Here is an 18,987-nt window from a genome sequence, read left to right as displayed (position 1 = left end):
TATTAAGCCAATACTTCCTTAAAGTATACAAATTGGGCTTCGTTCTCTTTTTGAATCCTGAAGATTCCTTTAGAAATGCGGAGGTAGCCGGAAACAGCGGTCAATGCCCAAGCAATAGGGTTGTCGATTTCCAGTTTTGCAGTGGTAAGGTATCCAAAATCGTAGAATTCACCATAATTTTTTATGATATCCAATTCCTCTCTCTCAGAATCACTGATTTGTGGATTATCCCATCTCCAGGTCCAAATAGATTTTTCAGGATCAAGACTACCCACAATCTGAAACGCTAGATTTAAGTTTGAATTGTCCTCATTTGAAAAGCTGATGATATTATTTTCCCAATCCACGGTATAACTGGAATATTGGCCAAAAGCATGTTCTTCCTCCAGAATTTCTTGTTGATCGGTAATGAATTCATGTGCTTTGGCGTGCAGGACACGGAATGAATCGTCTATTTTGGGTTTCTCAAGGCTCATAGGCCATAAATATAGCAAAACCTTAAAAATAAGAAAAGCCCAAATAATTGGGCCTTTCCGTTTTTATGGATGTATTATAAAGCTGCCGAATTGTAAGTGGTTAATCTGTAATGTTATAGAAGCTATAAACAAGTTCTAAAGGATATTGGCTATTGTCTTTAGTTCCGATCAACATAAAGTTATAATGCTTATTGTTCTCCAAATTGATTTCATCAATTTTGGCAATTACTTTTCCTTGTTCATCTGTCACGGTAACTGCTGTTTTTCCCGTATTAGATTCCCTGAAAATCTGTGTCTGTGCCACTGTGCTAGGGTTTTCTTTAACACGATTGGTCGATCCTGGGATTTCCTGGCTTCCTACTTTGAAATTTACTTTGCCAACTTGATTGGCCAAATGGAAAAATCTTACGCCTGTCTTGGTACCTGCGTTTTTCAATTCCACATCTGGAACCCTGATAAATTCTGGATTTTGTTCTGTTCCATAAACCATACAGCTGTATACTACTGAATCTGTAAAGGTTAGTGTCGTATCTATTATCGGTTGATTATTGGAACGATCAACTACTTGAAGTTTCTTGTTTCCAGGTATGGCGAAGAACATAGAGATACCTTTGTATCTTGGATCTATCTGATTCAATAAATTACCATTGACTGCGTATAAGATTCCTGATTCTTTAGGGTAGAAGTTAAATAGGGAAACAGCGGGGTAGTGTAAATCTGGATAATTATCATTATCCTTTAGACAACTACTTAATGTTAATATGCTTAGTGCAATGACTAATAGTAGAATATGTTTTTTCATTTGTTCAGTAAATTCTTAATGGATCTCAATTTTTGAACGTTCAATAAAAAAACGGTAATGTTTACAGATATGCTACACCCCTTTGAAAAAATCTTTTTTTTCAGCCCTTTTCCAGTCTAAAAATTGGGATTGTCATTGGATTTTTCTACAGGGGCTTGCGTTTAGGGTCTTTTTTGGATTGTCCAAGTTGTTTAATAAATTCATCCAAGCCAAGTTTTTGGATATTATAAACTTCCTGTTCATAAATCGGAAGTAATTCCAGCAATTGCACGTATGATCTGCGGCCATCCTGAACTTTTTGGGGAATATTTTGATCAACTGGAATGACAACAAAGGCATTTAGATCGGATTCTTGACTAATCTTTTGTCCAAGTCGGATGATTTCACCACTATTGAAGGGACAGTCGCCTCGGAGCTGGTTGGTCAAATAGCCAACTACATGCGCCCAAGCCATATCTTCAGCATCCATCTGTAAACATAATTCAACCTTATTGTGTTGGTCGGGATGGTTGGCAAAGGATAAGCCGTAGGAAAAGCTGGTCAAGGGTCTATCCTCATTTTTTTGAAAAACCAAGGTATAGACGAATGGCAGTTTTTTCTTGACACTCTTCTCGCGGAAAACGGATGCGTGAGCCTGAAACATTTCTTCCAATTGGCTGCGATAATGTTCCAATGGAGACTTAAGGAAATCGGGTTTTTTAAATATCATCTGAAGATTTAACCTGTTTTTTAAGTCAAAAATAGCCAATTGTGTAAAAATTTCAGAATAAGCTGTCAATTTGACTTAAAAATAACATTGGAATATAAGTTGATTACGGAAATGTATAAATCTTAAAAAATAAAATAACAATCATATGCAAGAAGAGAAAGGCACTATTTCAATTCATACCGAGAATATCTTCCCGGTGATTAAGAAGTTCTTATACTCAGATAACGAAATTTTTTTACGCGAGCTTGTTTCCAACGCCGTGGATGCTTCCCAAAAAATCAAAAGATTAGCCTCATTGGGGCAATATAATGGCGAAGTAGGTGACCTAACGGTACAAGTAAAAGTTGATGAAGAAGCAAAAACCATTACCATCTCGGATAGCGGTATTGGTATGACAGCTGAAGAAATCAAAAAATACATCAATCAGATTGCCTTTTCAGGAGCAACTGAATTCATGGAGAAATTTAAAGAAGCCAACGATGCCAATGAGATCATTGGTCGATTTGGTCTTGGTTTTTATTCTGCATTTATGGTGGCCGATCAGGTTGAGATTGATTCCCTTTCTTATCAAGAAGGAGCAGAGGCAGCACATTGGGTTTGTGATGGATCGACTTCCTATGAGATTTCTGCAGGTAGTAGAACCACAAGAGGAACCGATGTAATCTTACATATCAATGAAGAGTCTTTGGAATTCCTTCAAAAACAAAGAATCCAACAGATATTAAATAAATACTGTAAGTTCTTACCAGTTCCAATCCAGTTTGGAATGAAATCAGAGTCTGAGCCAGATGGTGAAGATGAAGAAGGTAAACCAAAATACAAGACCGTAGAGGTTCCCAATATTATCAACAATACGCATCCTGCATGGACAAAATCGCCATCAGAATTGACGGATGAAGATTATTTGAAGTTCTACCATGAACTTTATCCACATTCCATGGACGAACCTTTGTTCTGGATCCACCTGAATGTAGATTATCCATTCAATTTGACTGGTATTTTGTACTTCCCAAAAATCAAGAACGAATTGGAAATCCAACGCAATAAGATCCAATTGTATTCAAGACAGGTGTTCATTACCGATGAGGTAAAAGACATCGTTCCTGAATTCTTGATGTTATTGCAAGGGGTGATTGATTCTCCAGATATTCCATTGAACGTTTCAAGATCTTTCTTGCAAGCAGACAGCAATGTCAAGAAAATCAATAACTATATCACTAAGAAGGTGGCTGATAAACTGAATGAGATCTTTAAATCAGACCGTAAAGGCTTTGAGGAAAAATGGTCAGATATCAGCTTGTTCATTAAGTACGGTATGCTAAGCGATGAGAAATTTGCTGAAAAAGCCAATGATTTCTGCTTGCTTCAGAATGTGAACAATGAATACTACACCTTCAAGGAGTACTACGAAAAGGTTAAGGATATCCAGGTCGACAAAGATGGCAACATTATCTACCTGTACACCCAAGATAAAGCACAACAGGATGGATATATTTCAGCAGCCTTGGCTAAAGGTTATGATGTATTGAATTTCAATGGTCCTTTGGATACGCATTTTGCAGGCTATGTTGAGCAACATGGCGGTGAGAAAGTTCAGTTGAAACGAGTTGACTCGGACGTAATCGATAAATTGATTGCTAAAGACGAGAAAATCGAACAAACCTTGAGCGAAGATGAGAGCAAGAAGGCAACTGGAATTTTTGAGAAAGCGATTTCCCGTCCAGATATGAAAGTAGAAGTGGATGCCTTGAATGCCAATGACCTGCCTGTTGCAGTAACCATCGACGAGTTTATGCGACGTATGAAGGATATGGCTAAAACTGGTGGAGGTATGGGATTCTATGGAACCTTGCCTGATAATTATAAGGTGACGGTTAATGGAAACCACCCATTAGTGAAACGCATTGTCGAATCTTCCGAAGAAGAAGGCGAGAAGCTAGCAAAACAAGCTTTTGACCTTGCTCTATTGTCAAGAGGTCTATTGACAGGCGCCGAATTGACAGCCTTTGTGAAGAGAAGCGTGGATTTGATTTAGGATAGATATGAGATTTGAGATATGAGATTTGAGACTTTTCTGATGTTTTAAGAGGATGGTTTCATGTTTCAGGAGATATTTCTATTCAGTAGATAAAAAAGCAACCTCTAAAAGGGGTTGTTTTTTTTTGAACCAGGATGTGGCTCGACTCCGCTCGCCAACCGAGGATGAGAGGATGGGCCAAGATCATCATCCACGGTAGGGGCGTTTTGAATACGCCCGCTGCATAATATTCTATCTTCATTTCCCCTTTTAGGTTGATTATCTCATTATTTTTTACATGATTTAATGAACCCCCAGCAGGGGGTGGAATCTTTGTAGAAAATCGAATCTTCAAACGGATAACCCACAGAGTGGGTGAAATATTTTTCTGAAAAACCTCAAAAAAAATAGATTCAGAGCGCAGCGAAGAATCCCTCTCTATCGCATTTTGATTCTGAACGATCAGTGAAGAATCTGTACGTAAATGCCTCAACATGTTTTTGTCATTCTTGATCGAAGATCAAGGACCTGTTCGCCAATGGAATTATGTTTTTGTGTGGTTCCGAGACCTTTCGTTCCTCAAGGTGACACTGGAATAGGAAATCTTTTTTGCGACAAGCCGTCCTATCATGCAGAATTATTTTAGATAAGGTTTTAAACAAAACAGGGGTTTGCATAGTTCCGAGATCCTTCCTAAGTTCCAATGAATAGCTTGGTAGAACTGTGTTTTTAGCCATACATCCCCAGCGGGGATGAATTATTTTAGCAATGGGATCGAATAATAGATGGCTAATGCAAAAACGATGTTCGATTAATCGAACATCGTTTTTGCGCTACCTCAAGGCTAATGTGCCATGTTAGCTAAAATAATTGAACCCTTCTAGGGTCCTTTTTTGTAAGAATTCTGTATTCCCAGTGAGTTTACAAACATCATCCTTCCGGAGGAAGTCCTTTAGCACCCGGCTCATTTCCAGTGGCGGAAAAATGGAAAGAATGCCGATGCCCTGTGCGATGGAATTGGCCTTGGAATGCTTTCATTAGATCATCCCATCAAAAGGGATGATCTAATGAAAGATATTCCCGACAACAAGGCATTCTATCCATGTGCGGATGATGGTGCGAAAAGCCACCTTAAATGGGCCGAAGCGTTTTGGTTACTTTTGCGCTTCAAAAGTAACGAAGAATCTAAATTTTGTTTTTTCTTAACCTAGTGACATTGCCTTAAAAGTGCAGAATTATTTTAAATATGGTATCCCTGGAAAAGGAATCAGGATTTGGTTGTGGTTTAGAAAGAAGAACAAAAAAATGGGACTTAATTAAGTCCCAAGTTTTTATCATCCATGTATTTTAACATCTTTTTGAGTTCTGGATCGTTGAAATAGGCTAAGCTTTCGCTGGCGATCTTTCTGGCAATCCTGAATTCTTTCTTTTCAAGCTGGTCTGCTGCTAAGCTAACCGCTAATGAAATAAGATCTTTATTGTCTTTTAATCCTAGGTCCTGATTTTTTGAAAGTTCTTCGATTACTAAATCATGGTAAGCTAGGGATTTTTCAATGTTCTTTTCTTGAAAGCTAAGGAATGCTAGTTGGTTAGCATTAATGGTGTATAGCTTGCGTACTTGTTTGTCTTCTTGCAAGAAAGGGAACTTGGCAGTCCATGAATCAATACTGTCCAATGAACCTTGTAAGTTATTCTTGTCTGATGCGATGCTGATCAATGAAGCAGAGATCATGGTTTGAACCTCTTTGTCTTCCATGTTCTTTTGGTAACATGAAGTTAAAAGGGGCAATGCTGCATTGATGTTTTTATTGACAGCAAATTTAATTGCCTTTTCTTTGTTTTCTTTATATACTACTGAATCTGATTCTTGGGCTAATGCATTTCCTGAAATGCTTAATCCTAATATAACGGCTGATAATTTTAAATACATATGTTTAATCATGGAAGCAAATCTATAAGAATTGCAAGCTATTTTTAAAGTCTTAACTTTTCTTAACAAGTAAATCTGTATTGAGATTCGATAAAGGGCGATTTTTAATTTTTGATTGTAACAATCTTTAGATATTTCGTTACAATAGAAGGTTAATCATGGTCTGGGAAGCCTAGGGACAGAATGTCGAGAGTAAAAAAAAGAAGGTCAATAGGAACTTGACCTTCTTTCAATTAAAAAACAATACTAAATTATTAAAACGTATCGGCTCGAAATCAAAAGTTTATTGCTTCGGCATATCACATTTATACCATAGTTTTTCTAATTTCAAATTCTTCTTTTATTTCGTTGATGGCTTTCACATTCAAAATCAGGATGGGAAAGGATATGATGCTGAAGAGCCAGACATACATATGTTCGACGACTATACCTAATGCTAGTGAGGAAACCCAATAAAGACCTAGTGCAATAACATGAATTGAGGTTAAGGTCTTCAATCTGCTCAGCCGTCTCAGCAATTCGGCTTCGCTTAATTCTTGAATCTTATGTGTCATGATATTAATCTATCTATCTGATTACTAGTATAAATTTACCAATTGATCTGATTCAATTTACTAAGGTTCAGAAAGTTAATGTAAACTTAATAATTGGGCAATATGAAGGTTGTGGTCGGTTAATATGCCTCACCGAATGATATTAGGTACGATAATCAAAATAGCTGGAAAATCGCTGGCATTCTGTCTTTCAAAAGATTATTGTTTGTCGAATAAGCGGTTTTCAATTTTGATCAGTTGTTCAAACATTTTTTTTAAATTAATATGAAGGGTAATAAGCTTTTGATTTGTAACGGTATTCAATCAAGATCAAAGGTATGGGATGCTAAGAAATCCTCTAGGATTTCAGACCCATTCCCTAAAAACCGTACATTTTTAGTATATTAAACTTATTGCTTAAAAAACCTATTCAACATGAAGATCTTCATAAACAAACTAATACCTGAAGTGGGCATGGAAATGCTGGCTAGACCCGATATAGATTTATTGATGCCTGAGAATCCGGAAATATCCTATGAGAAATGGATATCCTATTGCCAGCAATGTGATGCTATCCTGAATATTGGCGCTTATAAGATCGATGCCAAGTTCTTTGATCTCTGCCCATCGGTGAAAGCAGTTTCCTTGTTTTCTGTGGGATATGATCAGGTCGATTTGGAGGAAGCTACCCGACGTGGCATCCCAGTTTCCAATACGCCTGATGTTTTGAGCAAGGCTACATCGGATATTTCCTTTATGTTGATGTTGATGGTATCGCGGTTGGCATCGTTCCATACCAACCAAGTACGTGTTGGGGTTCGATTCAAATATTTTAATCCGATAGCAAACCTGGGTCAGGAACTTTATGGAAAGACCTTGGGGGTATTTGGATTGGGCAGGATTGGCTATGAGATGGCGATAAAATGTCAAGCGGCCTATCAAATGCCCATCATTTACCATAATAGGAATAGAAATGAAGAATTAGAAGAAAAGTTGGGGGCGAAATATGTCAGTTTTGAAGAGTTACTGGCCCAATCCGATGTTTTGTCGATTCATGCCAATTATGCTCCTGAGTATAGGGGATTGTTCAATAAGGAGGTTTTTGAACAGATGAAGAGCAATGCAATAATTGTCAATACGGCGAGGGGAGGATTTATCAATGAACAGGATTTGGATGAAGCGCTGAGTTCGGGGAAAGTTTGGGGAGCAGGATTGGACGTGACAGATCCTGAGCCGATGTTGCCAGATAATCCATTGTTGAAACAAGAGCGTGTCTGCGTATTGCCCCATATAGGTTCAGCGACTATGGAGGCAAGAGGAGGAATGGCAAGGATTGCAGCAGAAAATATTGTTGCCTTTGTGGAAGGAGAGAAATTGAAAACCTGTTTGAATCCTGAAGTCTATTCTTAATGTTCCATATCTTAATAGCACCTAATAGTTTTAAAAATAGCCTAAAGGCAGATAAAGTTGCCAATGCGATCGAGAAAGGACTGAAGGGAAGTGGGATCCAAGCCCAAATTTCTAAATTTCCAATTGCCGATGGCGGTGACTATAGCTCTTTTCTCATTTGCAAACAATTGAATGGAGAAATGAAGAGCATGGAAGTAGCTGGCGCCTATCTAAGGAAAACTAAAGCAAGTTTTGGTTTGATTGATTCTGGGAAATGTGCGGTCATAGAAGTAGCTGAGACCTCTGGGTTTAAATCGATCAAGGGCAAACTGAAGAGTCCATTGCAATCAAGCAGCAAGGGCTTAGGTCAATTAATTTCAGCACAGATTGAATCAGGAATCAAAGATTTTATTATTTGTTTAGGTGGATCAGTGACGGTGGACTGCGGAATTGGAATGCTGCAAGCATTGGGCTTGGTCTTTCGGGATAAAAAAGGCAATGAGATTCAGCCATTGCCCCATAATTTCGACAAGGTGGAAAGCATGGATACTTCGGAATTCAAGGAGCGTATATCAGGTTGTAAGTTTACGGTCCTTTGTGATGTGGAGAATAAATTGATGGGTTCGAAAGGTGCAGCAAGGGTGTTTGGGCCGCAAAAAGGCGCAAGTGAAGAAGATATCGAAAAATTGGAAGAGTTTTTGAAAAGCTTTGACAGGTTGACGAGAAAGACAGTTCAAAAATCATTGAATAGTATGAAAGCTGGAGGGGCTGCTGGAGGATTAGGGGCTGCATTTTCGGTGTTTTTTGATACCGAGCTGAAAGAAGGAGCATCTTATTTCTGTGAGCTCACTGGTTTTGACGCTGCTTTAGATCAAGCTCAACTCCTGATCACGGGAGAAGGGAGCATTGACAGTCAATCGCTGGAAGGAAAAGCGCCAATTGTGGTAGCAGCCAAAGCAAAAGCTAAGCAGATTCCTTGTATCGCATTGGCGGGTAAAGTTCCTTTGAAGATTTCGAAAGAGCTACAAGAGTATTTTCTGATGTTGTTGCCAATTGGAAATCAACCGGAGGAATTGGAGGAGTCTTTGGAACATACCGAAAAGAACCTTGTTCGAACTGCTCTGCAATTAGGAAGGATGCTCGCTCAGTTTAAGTAAACACAAATTAATATTTTAGTTAAATCCTAAACAACAATCCATGTCATTTAAATCCTTTGCTGCCCTGTGTTTTGTAAGCCTGGCCATTTCTGTCCAAGCGCAAACTACGGTTGGCGTTTCAAGATATGTGAATCCTTTTATAGGTGCGAGTACCAATACGGCAAGTTCCTATCATGGCCTTGGGAAAACCTTCCCAGGGGCAGCCACTCCATTCGGTATGACACAGGTGAGCCCCAATACCATCACAGGTGGTGATAATGGGTCTGGCTATAGCTATGAACATAAAACGATAGAAGGATTTGCCTTTACCCAGATGAGTGGGGTGGGATGGTATGGTGATTTGGGGAATTTTTTAGTAATGCCCAGTACTGGACCATTGCATGTAGTGGCTGGGAAAGAGGATTCGGATGAGATTCAAGGCTATCGATCTACTTATGATAAGGCTTCTGAGAAAGCTGAAGCAGGTTATTATTCGGTTTTCTTGGATCGCTATCAGATCCAGGCTGAAGCTACAGCTTCTGCCTATGGAGGCATGCTCCGCTTTACATTTCCGGAAAATGATACCTCAAGGATTCAAATAGATTTAGCAAGGAGGGTTGGAGGTACATCGACTCGTCAGTCGGTCGAGGTTGTAGATGGAAATACGATCAAAGGATGGATAAAGTGTGATTCTACTGGCGGAGGCTGGGGAGATGGAGATGGTCATCCTGACTATACTGTCTATTTTTATGCGGAATTTAGTAAACCTCTATTGAACTATGGATTTTGGGCTCAGGATGTGCCTGATGGGCAGGATAGGAAAAATAAGGATGTGGCGAGTTTGGAATATCAGCGAATGCTGGAAAAGGCAAAGATTATTCCTGGAGCTTCGGCAGTTGAAGCTGATCATGTTGGATTTTACCTTGAATTTCCAACGCGAGACCAAGAACAGGTGCTGCTAAAAGTAGGGATTTCCTTTACTGATATGCAGGGTGCGGAAAATAATTTCTTTGCGGATGTGAAAGGCAAGAATTTTAGGACCATGCAGGAATTGGCCCAAAAAGCTTGGGATGATGCGCTGGGGAAAATTGATGTAAAAGGTGGTACGGAAGACGAAAAATCGATATTCTATACGGCCCTATACCATACGATGATAGATCCTCGGAACATCACGGATGTCGATGGGCGCTATCCAAGACCTAACGGGAAAGTCCATGAATCGGAGGGGTTTACCAAAAGGACGATCTTTAGCGGTTGGGATGTTTTTAGAAGTCAGTTTCCATTGCAGACGATTATCAACCCAAAGCTAGTCAATGAAGAAATCAATTCATTGATCAGCTTGGCCCAACAAAGCAATAAGAATTATTTAGAGCGTTGGGAGTTTTTCAATGCTTATAGCGGTTGTATGATCGGGAACCCGGCTCTGTCTGTGATTGCAGATGCTTATGCCAAAGGGATCCGTGGCTTTGACCAGGAACAGGCCTTAGACCTGATGATCAAAACTTCGGAAAAGTTCGGGAACTCTGATCTAGGCTATGTGCCGGTGGAAGCAGGGTTTAGTATTTCTGAAACCTTGGAATATGCCTATACAGATTGGTGCATTGCACAGATGGCCAAAAATATGGGTAAGAAGGATATTTATGAGAAATATATGGAGAGAGGTCAGTTCTACAAGAATATTTTTGATTCCAGGAAGGGTTGGTTTCGTCCGAAACATAAAGATGGATCTTGGGAGAAATGGCCTGAAGAAGGACGCTTAAAGGAATGGTACGGGAGTATCGAAGCCAATTCGTACCAGCAAGGATGGTTTGTGCCACATGATGTAGAGGGAATGGTTGAACTGATGGGTGGTCGAGAAAAAGTATTGGCGGACCTGACGGCATTCTTTGAAAACACGCCTAAGGACTTCTTATGGAATAAGTATTATAACCATGCTAATGAGCCTGTACACCATGTTCCCTTCTTGTTCAATAGATTGGGCGCGCCCGAATTGACCCAGAAATGGACTCGGTACATCTGTGAGCATGCCTATAAAAATGAGGTGGAGGGTTTGACTGGTAATGAAGATGTTGGGCAAATGTCTGCTTGGTATGTCCTTGCAGCATCGGGAATACATCCAATAGCGCCTGGAGATCCGGTTTATGAAATCACGAGTCCGGTATTTGAGGAAATAACATTCAAGTTAGATAATGGCAAGCAGTTCAATATTATTGCTGCCAATAATGCTAAAGAAAACATCTATATACAAGCGGCAAGTTTGAATGGGAAGCCATTGGAGAAGATGCAGCTTTCCCATGCAGATATTTTGAAAGGCGGTACGCTTAGGCTTGAGATGGGGGCAATGCCGAAGGTACAGCACTAATGTTTTTTGCTTTCCTCCTCATAGCCATGATAGAGATATAAGGCTCCATAAGTCCAATTTGGTCCTTTTAAACCAGGGTAATTGAAGCGATCCATCATCAAGGCGATATATTTTGAGGGGTATCCGTCAGGAAGCTGTATGACATTCGGCCAAACCCTACTGTTGCTATTTTCGTCCCATGGAGGAAGATCCATTTTTAATTGGCCCAATTCTTTAAGGTCAGGGTAGGAATAGATGAAGACTTCTTTTTCGGAGCTGCCTGAAAAACAATAGAGTTTTCCGTTGATTCTTTGAATAGAAGTTCCGGTTGAGTTATGTTTTACTGGTCCAGCTATCTTCTTGTAATCTTTATCCCAATGATCAGATTCCAATATAATCGCTTTGTAACCATCGCTATTTTCACAGGTCAATATGCGCCATTTATTTGCGTTCTTGTCAAATATAATATGCGGGTCTTCAATGTCGCCAACTTGACCCATTGGTTTGGCTTTCATCACGGAGAAACCAAATCGAGGATCCCGTTTCGACTCAATCGCTAGTAATTGTTTTTTCTCGGTTTTATTGGCATAAGCGCTAAATCCAGTCGTGATACCTCTCCAAATGGAATCCCGGCGATCGAAGAAGATATGGGAGGCCACCTCGTTTCGCCATAATCCATCTTCACGGTCAAAGACCACAATGCCCTCGAATTTGATGTCAAATACTGAAGGATTCATGCTGAAGATGCCTTGTAGGTGATGGGGCAAGGCCCGTCCTCGAACGCTCATGCTGAACCATAAACGACCTTGATCCATAATGGGTTCACCGGTTTCATAAGTCAGTGCTCGTATATCCGCTAGTCCCATCCCTGCGTTCAATTGTATGTCTATCGATTGGATTGCTAAGCTTCCTATTTGCTGCTGTACATATAATGAAGTTTGGAATTTGTGGATCTTTTCAATTTCACGAAGGTCTATATGTTCTGCAAAATCCATTTGGGCTAAGACGATGGGTAATCCTTCGTTTTGAAGGTATAACGTCAATCCACTGCCCAGCATTTGTAAGATCAACTTTCCTTTTAATGGAATGTCTTTATGATCGGGGATATAAATCGATTGATTGAAATTAATATGCTCTGTTGGTTTTTGATGGTTAAATTCAATCTCAGCTATAAGTCCTGTCCTGTATGCTATTGAGACCATAACCTTTTCTTTGTTTTTGGGGTCCGCAAATTGAAATCCCAGTTTCCCTGCGCCGGTTATTGAGTCTACTTCCATGATGTAAGTGGCAAAAGGATTAAACCCAGCTAACCACATAGTCGTTTCGGACTCAGTAGGGGTTGAAAACCGAAGCATTCCATTTTCAATGCTAATCCTTGCGCTGTCCTTGCCTAAATGATCGGCTGGGTGCATCACATCTAATCCAATAATCTTTTCAGGCTTCAGGCTGGCTAGGGAAATAGATTGATCCTGATCAAAGATAATCCTCTTGACTGCCTGACGGACAAATTGTATGTCTGTAGCTGCAGTCTGAGATTGGGTAGGACTGACGATAATAAGGAAAAGGGCGATTATAGCGAGTAGTTTTTTCATGTTAGGTCGAGCGATGATACAATTTACAAAATTCTTGGAAGTTAAATAGCATGCGATTAAGGCACTTTTTAATATTTATTGGTATCGAATTATGGTAATCCGTAATAATAGTCGAAATGTTCGTTTTACCTTTGGTTTAGTTAGTGGTTAAGGTGTCCCAATCAATCCGATTTAGGGCATTATTGATCAAAAATTGATAGATTTTACGGTTCTATCCCAAGTAAATCACACTGATTTTAGCTTGTAAATTGTAGAACTATTAATTAAATCTATCTAGATAAAATTCCGAATGGAATAAAATTCTATATCTAAAAGAAAACTCCACATCCTGTGGGCTTCTTGCGGGTAGAGGTATGCACACACACCAAACTATTATTAAATAAAATGCTTAGAAAAAAAATTGGAATTATTCAGCCTTATTTCTTTCCGTATTTAGGTTATATCAGTTTATTGAAACATACGGATCGATTTATTTTATTGGATACCGTGCAATTTATTCAACGAGGTTGGATAGAGCGGAACCGGATTTTGAAACAGGGTGATGGTTGGTTATATATCCAAGTCCCAGTGAAAAAACCAAATGGCAGAGCTTCGTTGATCAAGGATTGTGTTTTGGACAATGGACAGCCTTGGAAGGAGAAAATCCTTGCGCAAGTGGCCACCTATAAGAAGATAGCGCCATATTATAAGCCCACCGTGGAATTTTTGAAAGAGACTTTATCCAAGGATTTTGAAGATATTACTTCCCTGAACCGGCATGTATTGACGGAAATCTGTAATTACTTAGAAATGCCTAGAGAAATAGAATCGCTTTCGGAAATGGAGCTTGTGATTGAGCAACCAATGGATTCGGATGAATGGGCTTTGAATATCTGTAAGACGATGGGCCCTAATATTTCTTATATCAATCCGATTGGGGGGATGAGTTTTTATAATCGAGAGAAATATTTGCAATCGGATATTGAGATTTACTTCCATGAGATTAATCTTCGGGATTACCATCAAGGGGGCAGGGCCTTTGAGCCTGGTCTTTCCATCCTGGATACTTTGATGTTCAATAGCAGAGAAGAAGTGCATGAAATGCTAGATAATTATAAATTGAATTAGAATTGGTGAAAAAAACGGGTTGATGAAAGTCAATCCGTTTTTTGTATGCAGGTTCATCTCTTGTTGAGAATATTTAATATTTATGAGCTCTTCTTTTTGTGGCATTTTTGGGGCAGGTTTGTAACTTTTCAATTCACCGGTTAAGATGATTTAGAAATTTTGAATCACTAAAATTGAGTCACTACGATTGCGTTTAAAGACGAATTAGGCCGTATGAGCTGGAATCGTATTTCAAATGGAGTCACTAAAAACTGGGGTTTTGAGGAAAAGTCTGGAAGATGCGAGTTGAAGTGTCAGTGCATAAAGCCGCGGTAACAAGCTGGAAATTTGTGTTTTGCTCCATAAAAAAAGGAGGCCTTTTGGACCTCCTTTAACCGGGTAAGTAATGGGGCTCGAACCCACGACCCCTAGAACCACAATCTAGTGCTCTAACCAACTGAGCTATACCTACCGTGATTTTGTGATACAAAAGTATCATTAATCTCTATATACTCCAAATGTTTTTACGCTATTCAATGCTTTAAACAGCGAAAAAGCTCATTTCTAATGAGATATTTTTATTTGTTGGCTAAAAAACCTCTTTTACAGCATTCATAATGCTGCAAAAAATCAATTTATTCTTTTTAAATCTAAGTCATGGAAGTCAAAAGAGAAGTCAGTTAATGGTGAAACGGCTTTCATTTTGATGCTTTCTGCTTTGGCATTTTCATCCAGATTGAACATGACATAAGAGTCGGCATTCATGCTGCGGTCATTCCATGCAGCAACGAAAGTATTGCCTTGGTAATAGTGCATTTTTCCTTGTAATTGCGGTGATCTAGAAGAAGTGAAATAAAGCTGCCCATTTCGGTTGCTGATTTCGATGTCCCCGAACCATGCATCCTTATATTTACCAAGGTATGGAGAAAAGTCTATTTTTTGGTTTTGGGTCTTAATCTTTTCCCAAACTTCATTGGTCACTTTATCGCCTTCGCTTTCGTTTTTGGCTTCTCTGGCTTTTAGCTCAGTCAGTCTATCGGTTCCCTTGATCCCAAAATAGGAGTCTTTGATTTGATTGGTTATTGTGGTAAAGGCATAGCCGGATTGTTGGTTGGTCAGCACGATGATTCCTAGTTTGAGTTCAGGAATCAAAGTTACTTGAGTGACCATGCCACCTAATCCGCCAGTGTGTTCTGCAACAAAGTAGCCATTTTGGTCGCTAAGGAAAAACCCTAAGCCATAACCTGTAAAATGAGCATTATAAGGTCCTGATCCTCCGATGACCGTTTGCAAGGTCATAATTTGCGCTAGGCGTCGCTCGCTGATGAGTTGCTTTTCTAGGTTGTTTCCATACTTTCCTTTGTTCAACAACATAGTGACCCATTTGCTCATATCCTCAATACTGCTGTTGATTCCGCCGGCAGCGTTTGTTGTTTCACTTAAGTATCTTGCTATCGTAATTAATTTACCATCTATGGGCACATGGGCATCGATGACATTGTTTTTCGATTTCATGCGGCTAAGGGAGGCAGCACTGTTATTCATGCCCAGAGGGGCCATGATTCTTTTTTCGATAAATTCCTCCCAGCTCATTCCCGAAGCTCTTTTTAATACTTCGCCAGCCACGATATACAATAGGTTGTCGTAGTCAAATTTTGTCCTGAAACTGGAGACAGGCTTTAAGTACCTTAGGTTATGGATAACCTCCTCAGTATTGAAATTTGCAGAGTCAGGCCAGAACATCAAATCGCCAGCTCCTAAGCCTAATCCGGAACGGTGGGTTAATAAGTCCCTAACGGTGAATTCAGAGGTGACAAAAGGGTCGTGCATCTTGAATTCTGGGATAAAATCAGTGACCTTGCTGTCCCAAGTTAATTTACCTTCATCCATCAACATGCCTAGGGCAAATGCGGTAAAGGCCTTGCTATTTGATGCTATGGCAAAGGCAGTTTGATTATCAACTGGCTTTTTGCTATTGATGGATCTTTCACCGTATCCTTTTAGATGTATGGCTTTGCCGTCTTTTATAATTCCAAGTGCAATGCCCGGAACATTGAAGCTTTTCATGGTTTTTTCCACCAGATTATCTAAATCTTTCTCTGGAAGTCCCTGCGCAAGGGCCATCGTAGAAAGAGACAATAGGAAAAGTATAGTCAAGAAAAGATTAAAGGAAGATTTGTAGTAGTTCATAATTTTTAATTAAGGTTTCTATTGCTTTCAGCCCAAAACATGGAGTTGAATTGCAATTTCAAGATAAATGTAGCTTGTATTTTTAGGATTAGAAAATTCAGTCCAATTTATTTTAAAACATTGAAGTAGAGGATTTTCTACAAAAATTAAAATTATTGATTTCGCGATTATGGTTAAAATTAATCGGAAATATAAATCATATTCAAAGTGTTATGAGAATTTTCAAGGCACTATGTCTCCAAGGAAAAATATTGTCTGTGACTGTAATTAATTTAATACAAATCAAAAATTAACTTATAAAAATGAATTTAATTTGAACGAATGTAGTTCTAAAGTGTTAACTTGATGGGTATCAATGCTAAAGCTATTGGACTCGGACTTATTGTTGAAAATAAAAAGGAGAACAAATGGAACAAGATCAATTGATAAAGAATTGTATAGAGGCGTGTCAGCAATGTGTTGTAGCTTGTCTTAAATGTGCGCAAGCATGTTTGCAAGAAGAGAAATTGGAGATGATGCGCAAGTGCATTCAAACAGATTTGGAATGTGCAGAGATTTGTGAGTCTACCTATAAACTGTTGATTATGGACAGTGGATCTAAGTTAGAGTTAGTTAGAATTTGTTTGGACATCTGCGAATCCTGTGCTGAAGAATGTGAGAAACATGCAGCCCATGGAATGGAACATTGTCGTGAATGTGCGGAGGCATGTAGATCTTGTGCTGAGGCTTGTAGAAAATTGGTAGCTTGATTTGTAAGCTCAAAGTATTGATTTATGGCTTAAAGAGGTATATTTCAGTTAATTAACAAAAAGATAATCTGAATCTTTACAGCCGTTACTAACCAAAAGAGTAAATTATACCAATTAAAGGTCATTATAGATTTTTCTGTTGAATCTCTAATAATCTTTTATTTATTAACATCATAAATTATGAAGCTATGGTTACCAAAAACATACTAGTAGATTCTGCATTGATTGGCACTATGCACTTTTATGCTTACGTATTCAACACTGATAATGGTGTTATAGGGTTTGGCTTATTCCCAAATAATTCTGCTAGACCGATTTTTTACCTCTTGAATTCACATGGCACTAAAATTACCTTGCATTTTGATGAAGAGCTAATCTTAAATGTTTGTCAACAGAGTAGTTTCTCTACCCATGAACGCAGGCTGCTTTTTCGCGAGTTTCTGGATTTTGCAACTAAAATGGAGAAAAAGGCTGCTCAATTAGTCTTCAGGGATACCAAGATGAATTATCTTGCGGACTCTCGGGAGATGGTGAAATATAAGCGCATGTATGTGCATTATAAAGATTCGCAACCAAGAGAAAACAGACCTATTTTGGCTAACTAAGCATTAAATTTCCAAGAGGCTCTTTTTTAGGATCTGGATAGATCTTTCCATTTCTTCTAAGTTCAGGTTTCCAAACCCAATGCGCATTGCCTGTATGTCCTTTTGCTGGTACAGTAATGTTTTTGGGATAAAGAGGTTGTTCTTGGCAGCTTGCTGGCTTAGCTTGAGCAGATTGATTGGTTTTTTCCATTTTATCCAAAATGCCAAGCCACCATTTGGAATTTGAAATTCCAACATATCACCTAATTCTTTTTCCAGTAAATGGGCCATGTAATCTCTTCTTTCTTTATATACTTTCAACGATTTTTTGAGGTGCCTATGGATCGCACCTTCTTCAATCATTTCGCCCAAAGCTTGCTCCATCAGGATGTCGCCTTGCCTGTCAATGATCCCTAAATGCTTTCGCATTTCTACCATTAGGTTTTCAGGGGCAATGATAAAACTTGTTCGGAATCCCGGCGCAAGTGATTTCCCAAAGGAACCTACATAAATCAACATTCCATTCTGATCTGAAGTGGCAAGGGGCAATAGAGGCTGCTTGTCGAACTGGAAATCGTAATCATGGTCATCCTCTACGATAATGAAGCCGTATTGATTGGCAAGTTGAAGGATTTTCATTCTTTTATGCGCGCTAAGGCTAACTGTAGTAGGGTAATGCTGTTGGGCCGTGAGATAAAGCATACGGACAGTCTGCTTTTTGCAAAGTCTTTCCAGGGCTTCCACATCTATTCCGTCATCTTCTAAAGGAATGGATTTGATTTTGCTACCTGATTTCTGAAAAATCATGTTTGCCGCAAAATAACTCAGTTCAGCTACAACAACAGTGTCATCTGCTGAAAGCAAGATCTCAGAAATAATAAAAAGACTCATTTCTATACTTCTACTGATGAGAAGGTTGTTTTTATTGATCTTCAAGGCTCGACTGCTCTGCAGGTAATCAAGCATCTGTTCCTTGAAATATTCACTGCCTTCCTGATTGTAATAGCCCATTTTGGAACGATTGCTTTTGCGCTTCATGTTGGAACTATAAAACCTCGATAGATCGTCGAATTGTGTCAAGCGTATATCCGGACTGCCATCATTGAGGATATAGTCGCAGTTGGTGTGTTCAAAGGGGCTATCCAGTAATATCGATTTTTTGAAAGTATAACCGGTTTCTTTTGGATACTGAAAGCTGCTGGAAGTTTGAAGATCTTGAAGCGGGAGTTGGGAGGCTACATAGGTTCCCTTATTCGGATGGATTTCAACCCAACCTTGTCCAAAGAGTTCTTCATAGACTGCAGTAATCGTGTTTCTGTGGACTTCTAAGAGGTCTCCTAATGCTCTTGTCCCTAATAATTTAGTTCCTGGTTTAAGCTTCCCTTGTGCGATAGCTTGGATAAATTGATTTGCCACCTGTAAGTAAATGGGTGTCGCAGAATTTCTTTGTATT

The 18,987-nt window shown here is 39.2% G+C and carries 16 protein-coding genes and 1 tRNA gene; 8 read left to right on the top strand and 9 right to left on the bottom strand.

The window, feature by feature from the left end:
• Positions 1–2: 2 nt before the first annotated feature.
• From ACK2WI_RS02645 to ACK2WI_RS02635, 3 genes are all read right to left on the bottom strand, one after another.
• Positions 3–476, bottom strand: coding sequence for a DUF6882 domain-containing protein (locus ACK2WI_RS02645; protein WP_409149694.1), 474 nt, complete (start codon positions 474–476; stop codon positions 3–5).
• Between the two features lie 100 nt (positions 477–576).
• The gene (locus ACK2WI_RS02640) at positions 577–1,278 is read right to left on the bottom strand and encodes a DUF4397 domain-containing protein (RefSeq protein ID WP_409149693.1); all 702 of its coding nucleotides are present in this window, start codon (positions 1,276–1,278) and stop codon (positions 577–579) included.
• Positions 1,279–1,423: 145 nt separating this feature from the next.
• On the bottom strand, positions 1,424–1,987 hold the full coding sequence (locus ACK2WI_RS02635; protein WP_409149692.1) for a suppressor of fused domain protein: 564 nt from the start codon (positions 1,985–1,987) through the stop codon (positions 1,424–1,426).
• A gap of 145 nt (positions 1,988–2,132) precedes the next feature.
• On the opposite strand from ACK2WI_RS02635, the gene htpG reads away from it, so the two are divergent.
• Entirely contained in the window at positions 2,133–4,022 is a 1,890-nt protein-coding gene (gene htpG / locus ACK2WI_RS02630) for a molecular chaperone HtpG (RefSeq protein ID WP_313366955.1), read from the top strand.
• A gap of 1,010 nt (positions 4,023–5,032) precedes the next feature.
• Positions 5,033–5,215, top strand: a complete 183-nt coding sequence (locus tag ACK2WI_RS02625) for a hypothetical protein (RefSeq protein ID WP_409149691.1) — start codon at positions 5,033–5,035, stop codon at positions 5,213–5,215.
• Positions 5,216–5,316: 101 nt separating this feature from the next.
• Here the strand turns inward: ACK2WI_RS02625 and ACK2WI_RS02620 are convergent, their stop codons facing one another.
• Both ACK2WI_RS02620 and ACK2WI_RS02615 read right to left on the bottom strand, forming a co-directional pair.
• Positions 5,317–5,934 (bottom strand): hypothetical protein, encoded by a 618-nt coding sequence (locus tag ACK2WI_RS02620; protein ID WP_312698112.1) that lies wholly within the window; start codon positions 5,932–5,934, stop codon positions 5,317–5,319.
• Between the two features lie 305 nt (positions 5,935–6,239).
• The gene (locus tag ACK2WI_RS02615; RefSeq protein ID WP_093097402.1) at positions 6,240–6,488 is read right to left on the bottom strand and encodes a hypothetical protein; all 249 of its coding nucleotides are present in this window, start codon (positions 6,486–6,488) and stop codon (positions 6,240–6,242) included.
• Positions 6,489–6,902: 414 nt separating this feature from the next.
• Between ACK2WI_RS02615 and ACK2WI_RS02610 the strand changes: the two genes are divergently transcribed.
• The 3 genes from ACK2WI_RS02610 to ACK2WI_RS02600 are packed head-to-tail and all read left to right on the top strand — an operon-like array spanning position 6,903 to position 11,354.
• Positions 6,903–7,877 carry a 2-hydroxyacid dehydrogenase gene (locus tag ACK2WI_RS02610; RefSeq protein WP_409149690.1) on the top strand — a complete coding sequence of 325 codons (975 nt, stop codon included), beginning with the start codon at positions 6,903–6,905 and terminating at the stop codon, positions 7,875–7,877.
• Complete coding sequence (locus tag ACK2WI_RS02605; RefSeq protein ID WP_409149689.1) at positions 7,877–9,013, top strand: glycerate kinase; 1,137 nt, start codon at positions 7,877–7,879, stop codon at positions 9,011–9,013. The genes ACK2WI_RS02610 and ACK2WI_RS02605 overlap by 1 nt, the downstream gene beginning before the upstream one ends.
• 40 nt (positions 9,014–9,053) lie before the next feature.
• Complete coding sequence (locus ACK2WI_RS02600) at positions 9,054–11,354, top strand: GH92 family glycosyl hydrolase (protein WP_409149688.1); 2,301 nt, start codon at positions 9,054–9,056, stop codon at positions 11,352–11,354.
• On the opposite strand, the gene ACK2WI_RS02595 is transcribed toward ACK2WI_RS02600, so the two are convergent.
• A complete protein-coding gene (locus ACK2WI_RS02595; RefSeq protein WP_409149687.1) occupies positions 11,351–12,925 on the bottom strand; it encodes a hypothetical protein in 1,575 nt (524 codons plus the stop codon). The genes ACK2WI_RS02600 and ACK2WI_RS02595 overlap by 4 nt on opposite strands.
• A 384-nt stretch (positions 12,926–13,309) precedes the next feature.
• On the opposite strand from ACK2WI_RS02595, the gene ACK2WI_RS02590 reads away from it, so the two are divergent.
• On the top strand, positions 13,310–14,032 hold the full coding sequence (locus ACK2WI_RS02590; RefSeq protein ID WP_409149686.1) for a WbqC family protein: 723 nt from the start codon (positions 13,310–13,312) through the stop codon (positions 14,030–14,032).
• Between the two features lie 377 nt (positions 14,033–14,409).
• On the opposite strand, the gene ACK2WI_RS02585 is transcribed toward ACK2WI_RS02590, so the two are convergent.
• Both ACK2WI_RS02585 and ACK2WI_RS02580 read right to left on the bottom strand, forming a co-directional pair.
• A tRNA-His gene (locus ACK2WI_RS02585) sits at positions 14,410–14,483 on the bottom strand.
• 158 nt (positions 14,484–14,641) lie between these two features.
• Positions 14,642–16,201, bottom strand: a complete 1,560-nt coding sequence (locus ACK2WI_RS02580) for a serine hydrolase (protein WP_409149684.1) — start codon at positions 16,199–16,201, stop codon at positions 14,642–14,644.
• A gap of 491 nt (positions 16,202–16,692) precedes the next feature.
• Between ACK2WI_RS02580 and ACK2WI_RS02575 the strand changes: the two genes are divergently transcribed.
• A complete protein-coding gene (locus ACK2WI_RS02575) occupies positions 16,693–16,950 on the top strand; it encodes a four-helix bundle copper-binding protein (protein WP_409149682.1) in 258 nt (85 codons plus the stop codon).
• Positions 16,951–17,138: 188 nt separating this feature from the next.
• Positions 17,139–17,555 carry a hypothetical protein gene (locus ACK2WI_RS02570; protein WP_409149680.1) on the top strand — a complete coding sequence of 139 codons (417 nt, stop codon included), beginning with the start codon at positions 17,139–17,141 and terminating at the stop codon, positions 17,553–17,555.
• A gap of 3 nt (positions 17,556–17,558) precedes the next feature.
• Here ACK2WI_RS02570 and ACK2WI_RS02565 read toward each other — a convergent pair whose 3' ends face one another.
• On the bottom strand, positions 17,559–18,950 hold the full coding sequence (locus tag ACK2WI_RS02565; RefSeq protein WP_409149678.1) for a PLP-dependent aminotransferase family protein: 1,392 nt from the start codon (positions 18,948–18,950) through the stop codon (positions 17,559–17,561).
• Positions 18,951–18,987 lie beyond the last annotated feature (37 nt).

Origin of the sequence: Sphingobacterium sp. BS-2 (genome assembly GCF_046161205.1) — a bacterium.
GTDB lineage: Bacteria > Bacteroidota > Bacteroidia > Sphingobacteriales > Sphingobacteriaceae > Sphingobacterium > Sphingobacterium mizutaii.
The sequence above is the reverse complement of the archived record's forward strand: the minus strand, read 5'-3'. Positions and strand labels throughout refer to the sequence as shown.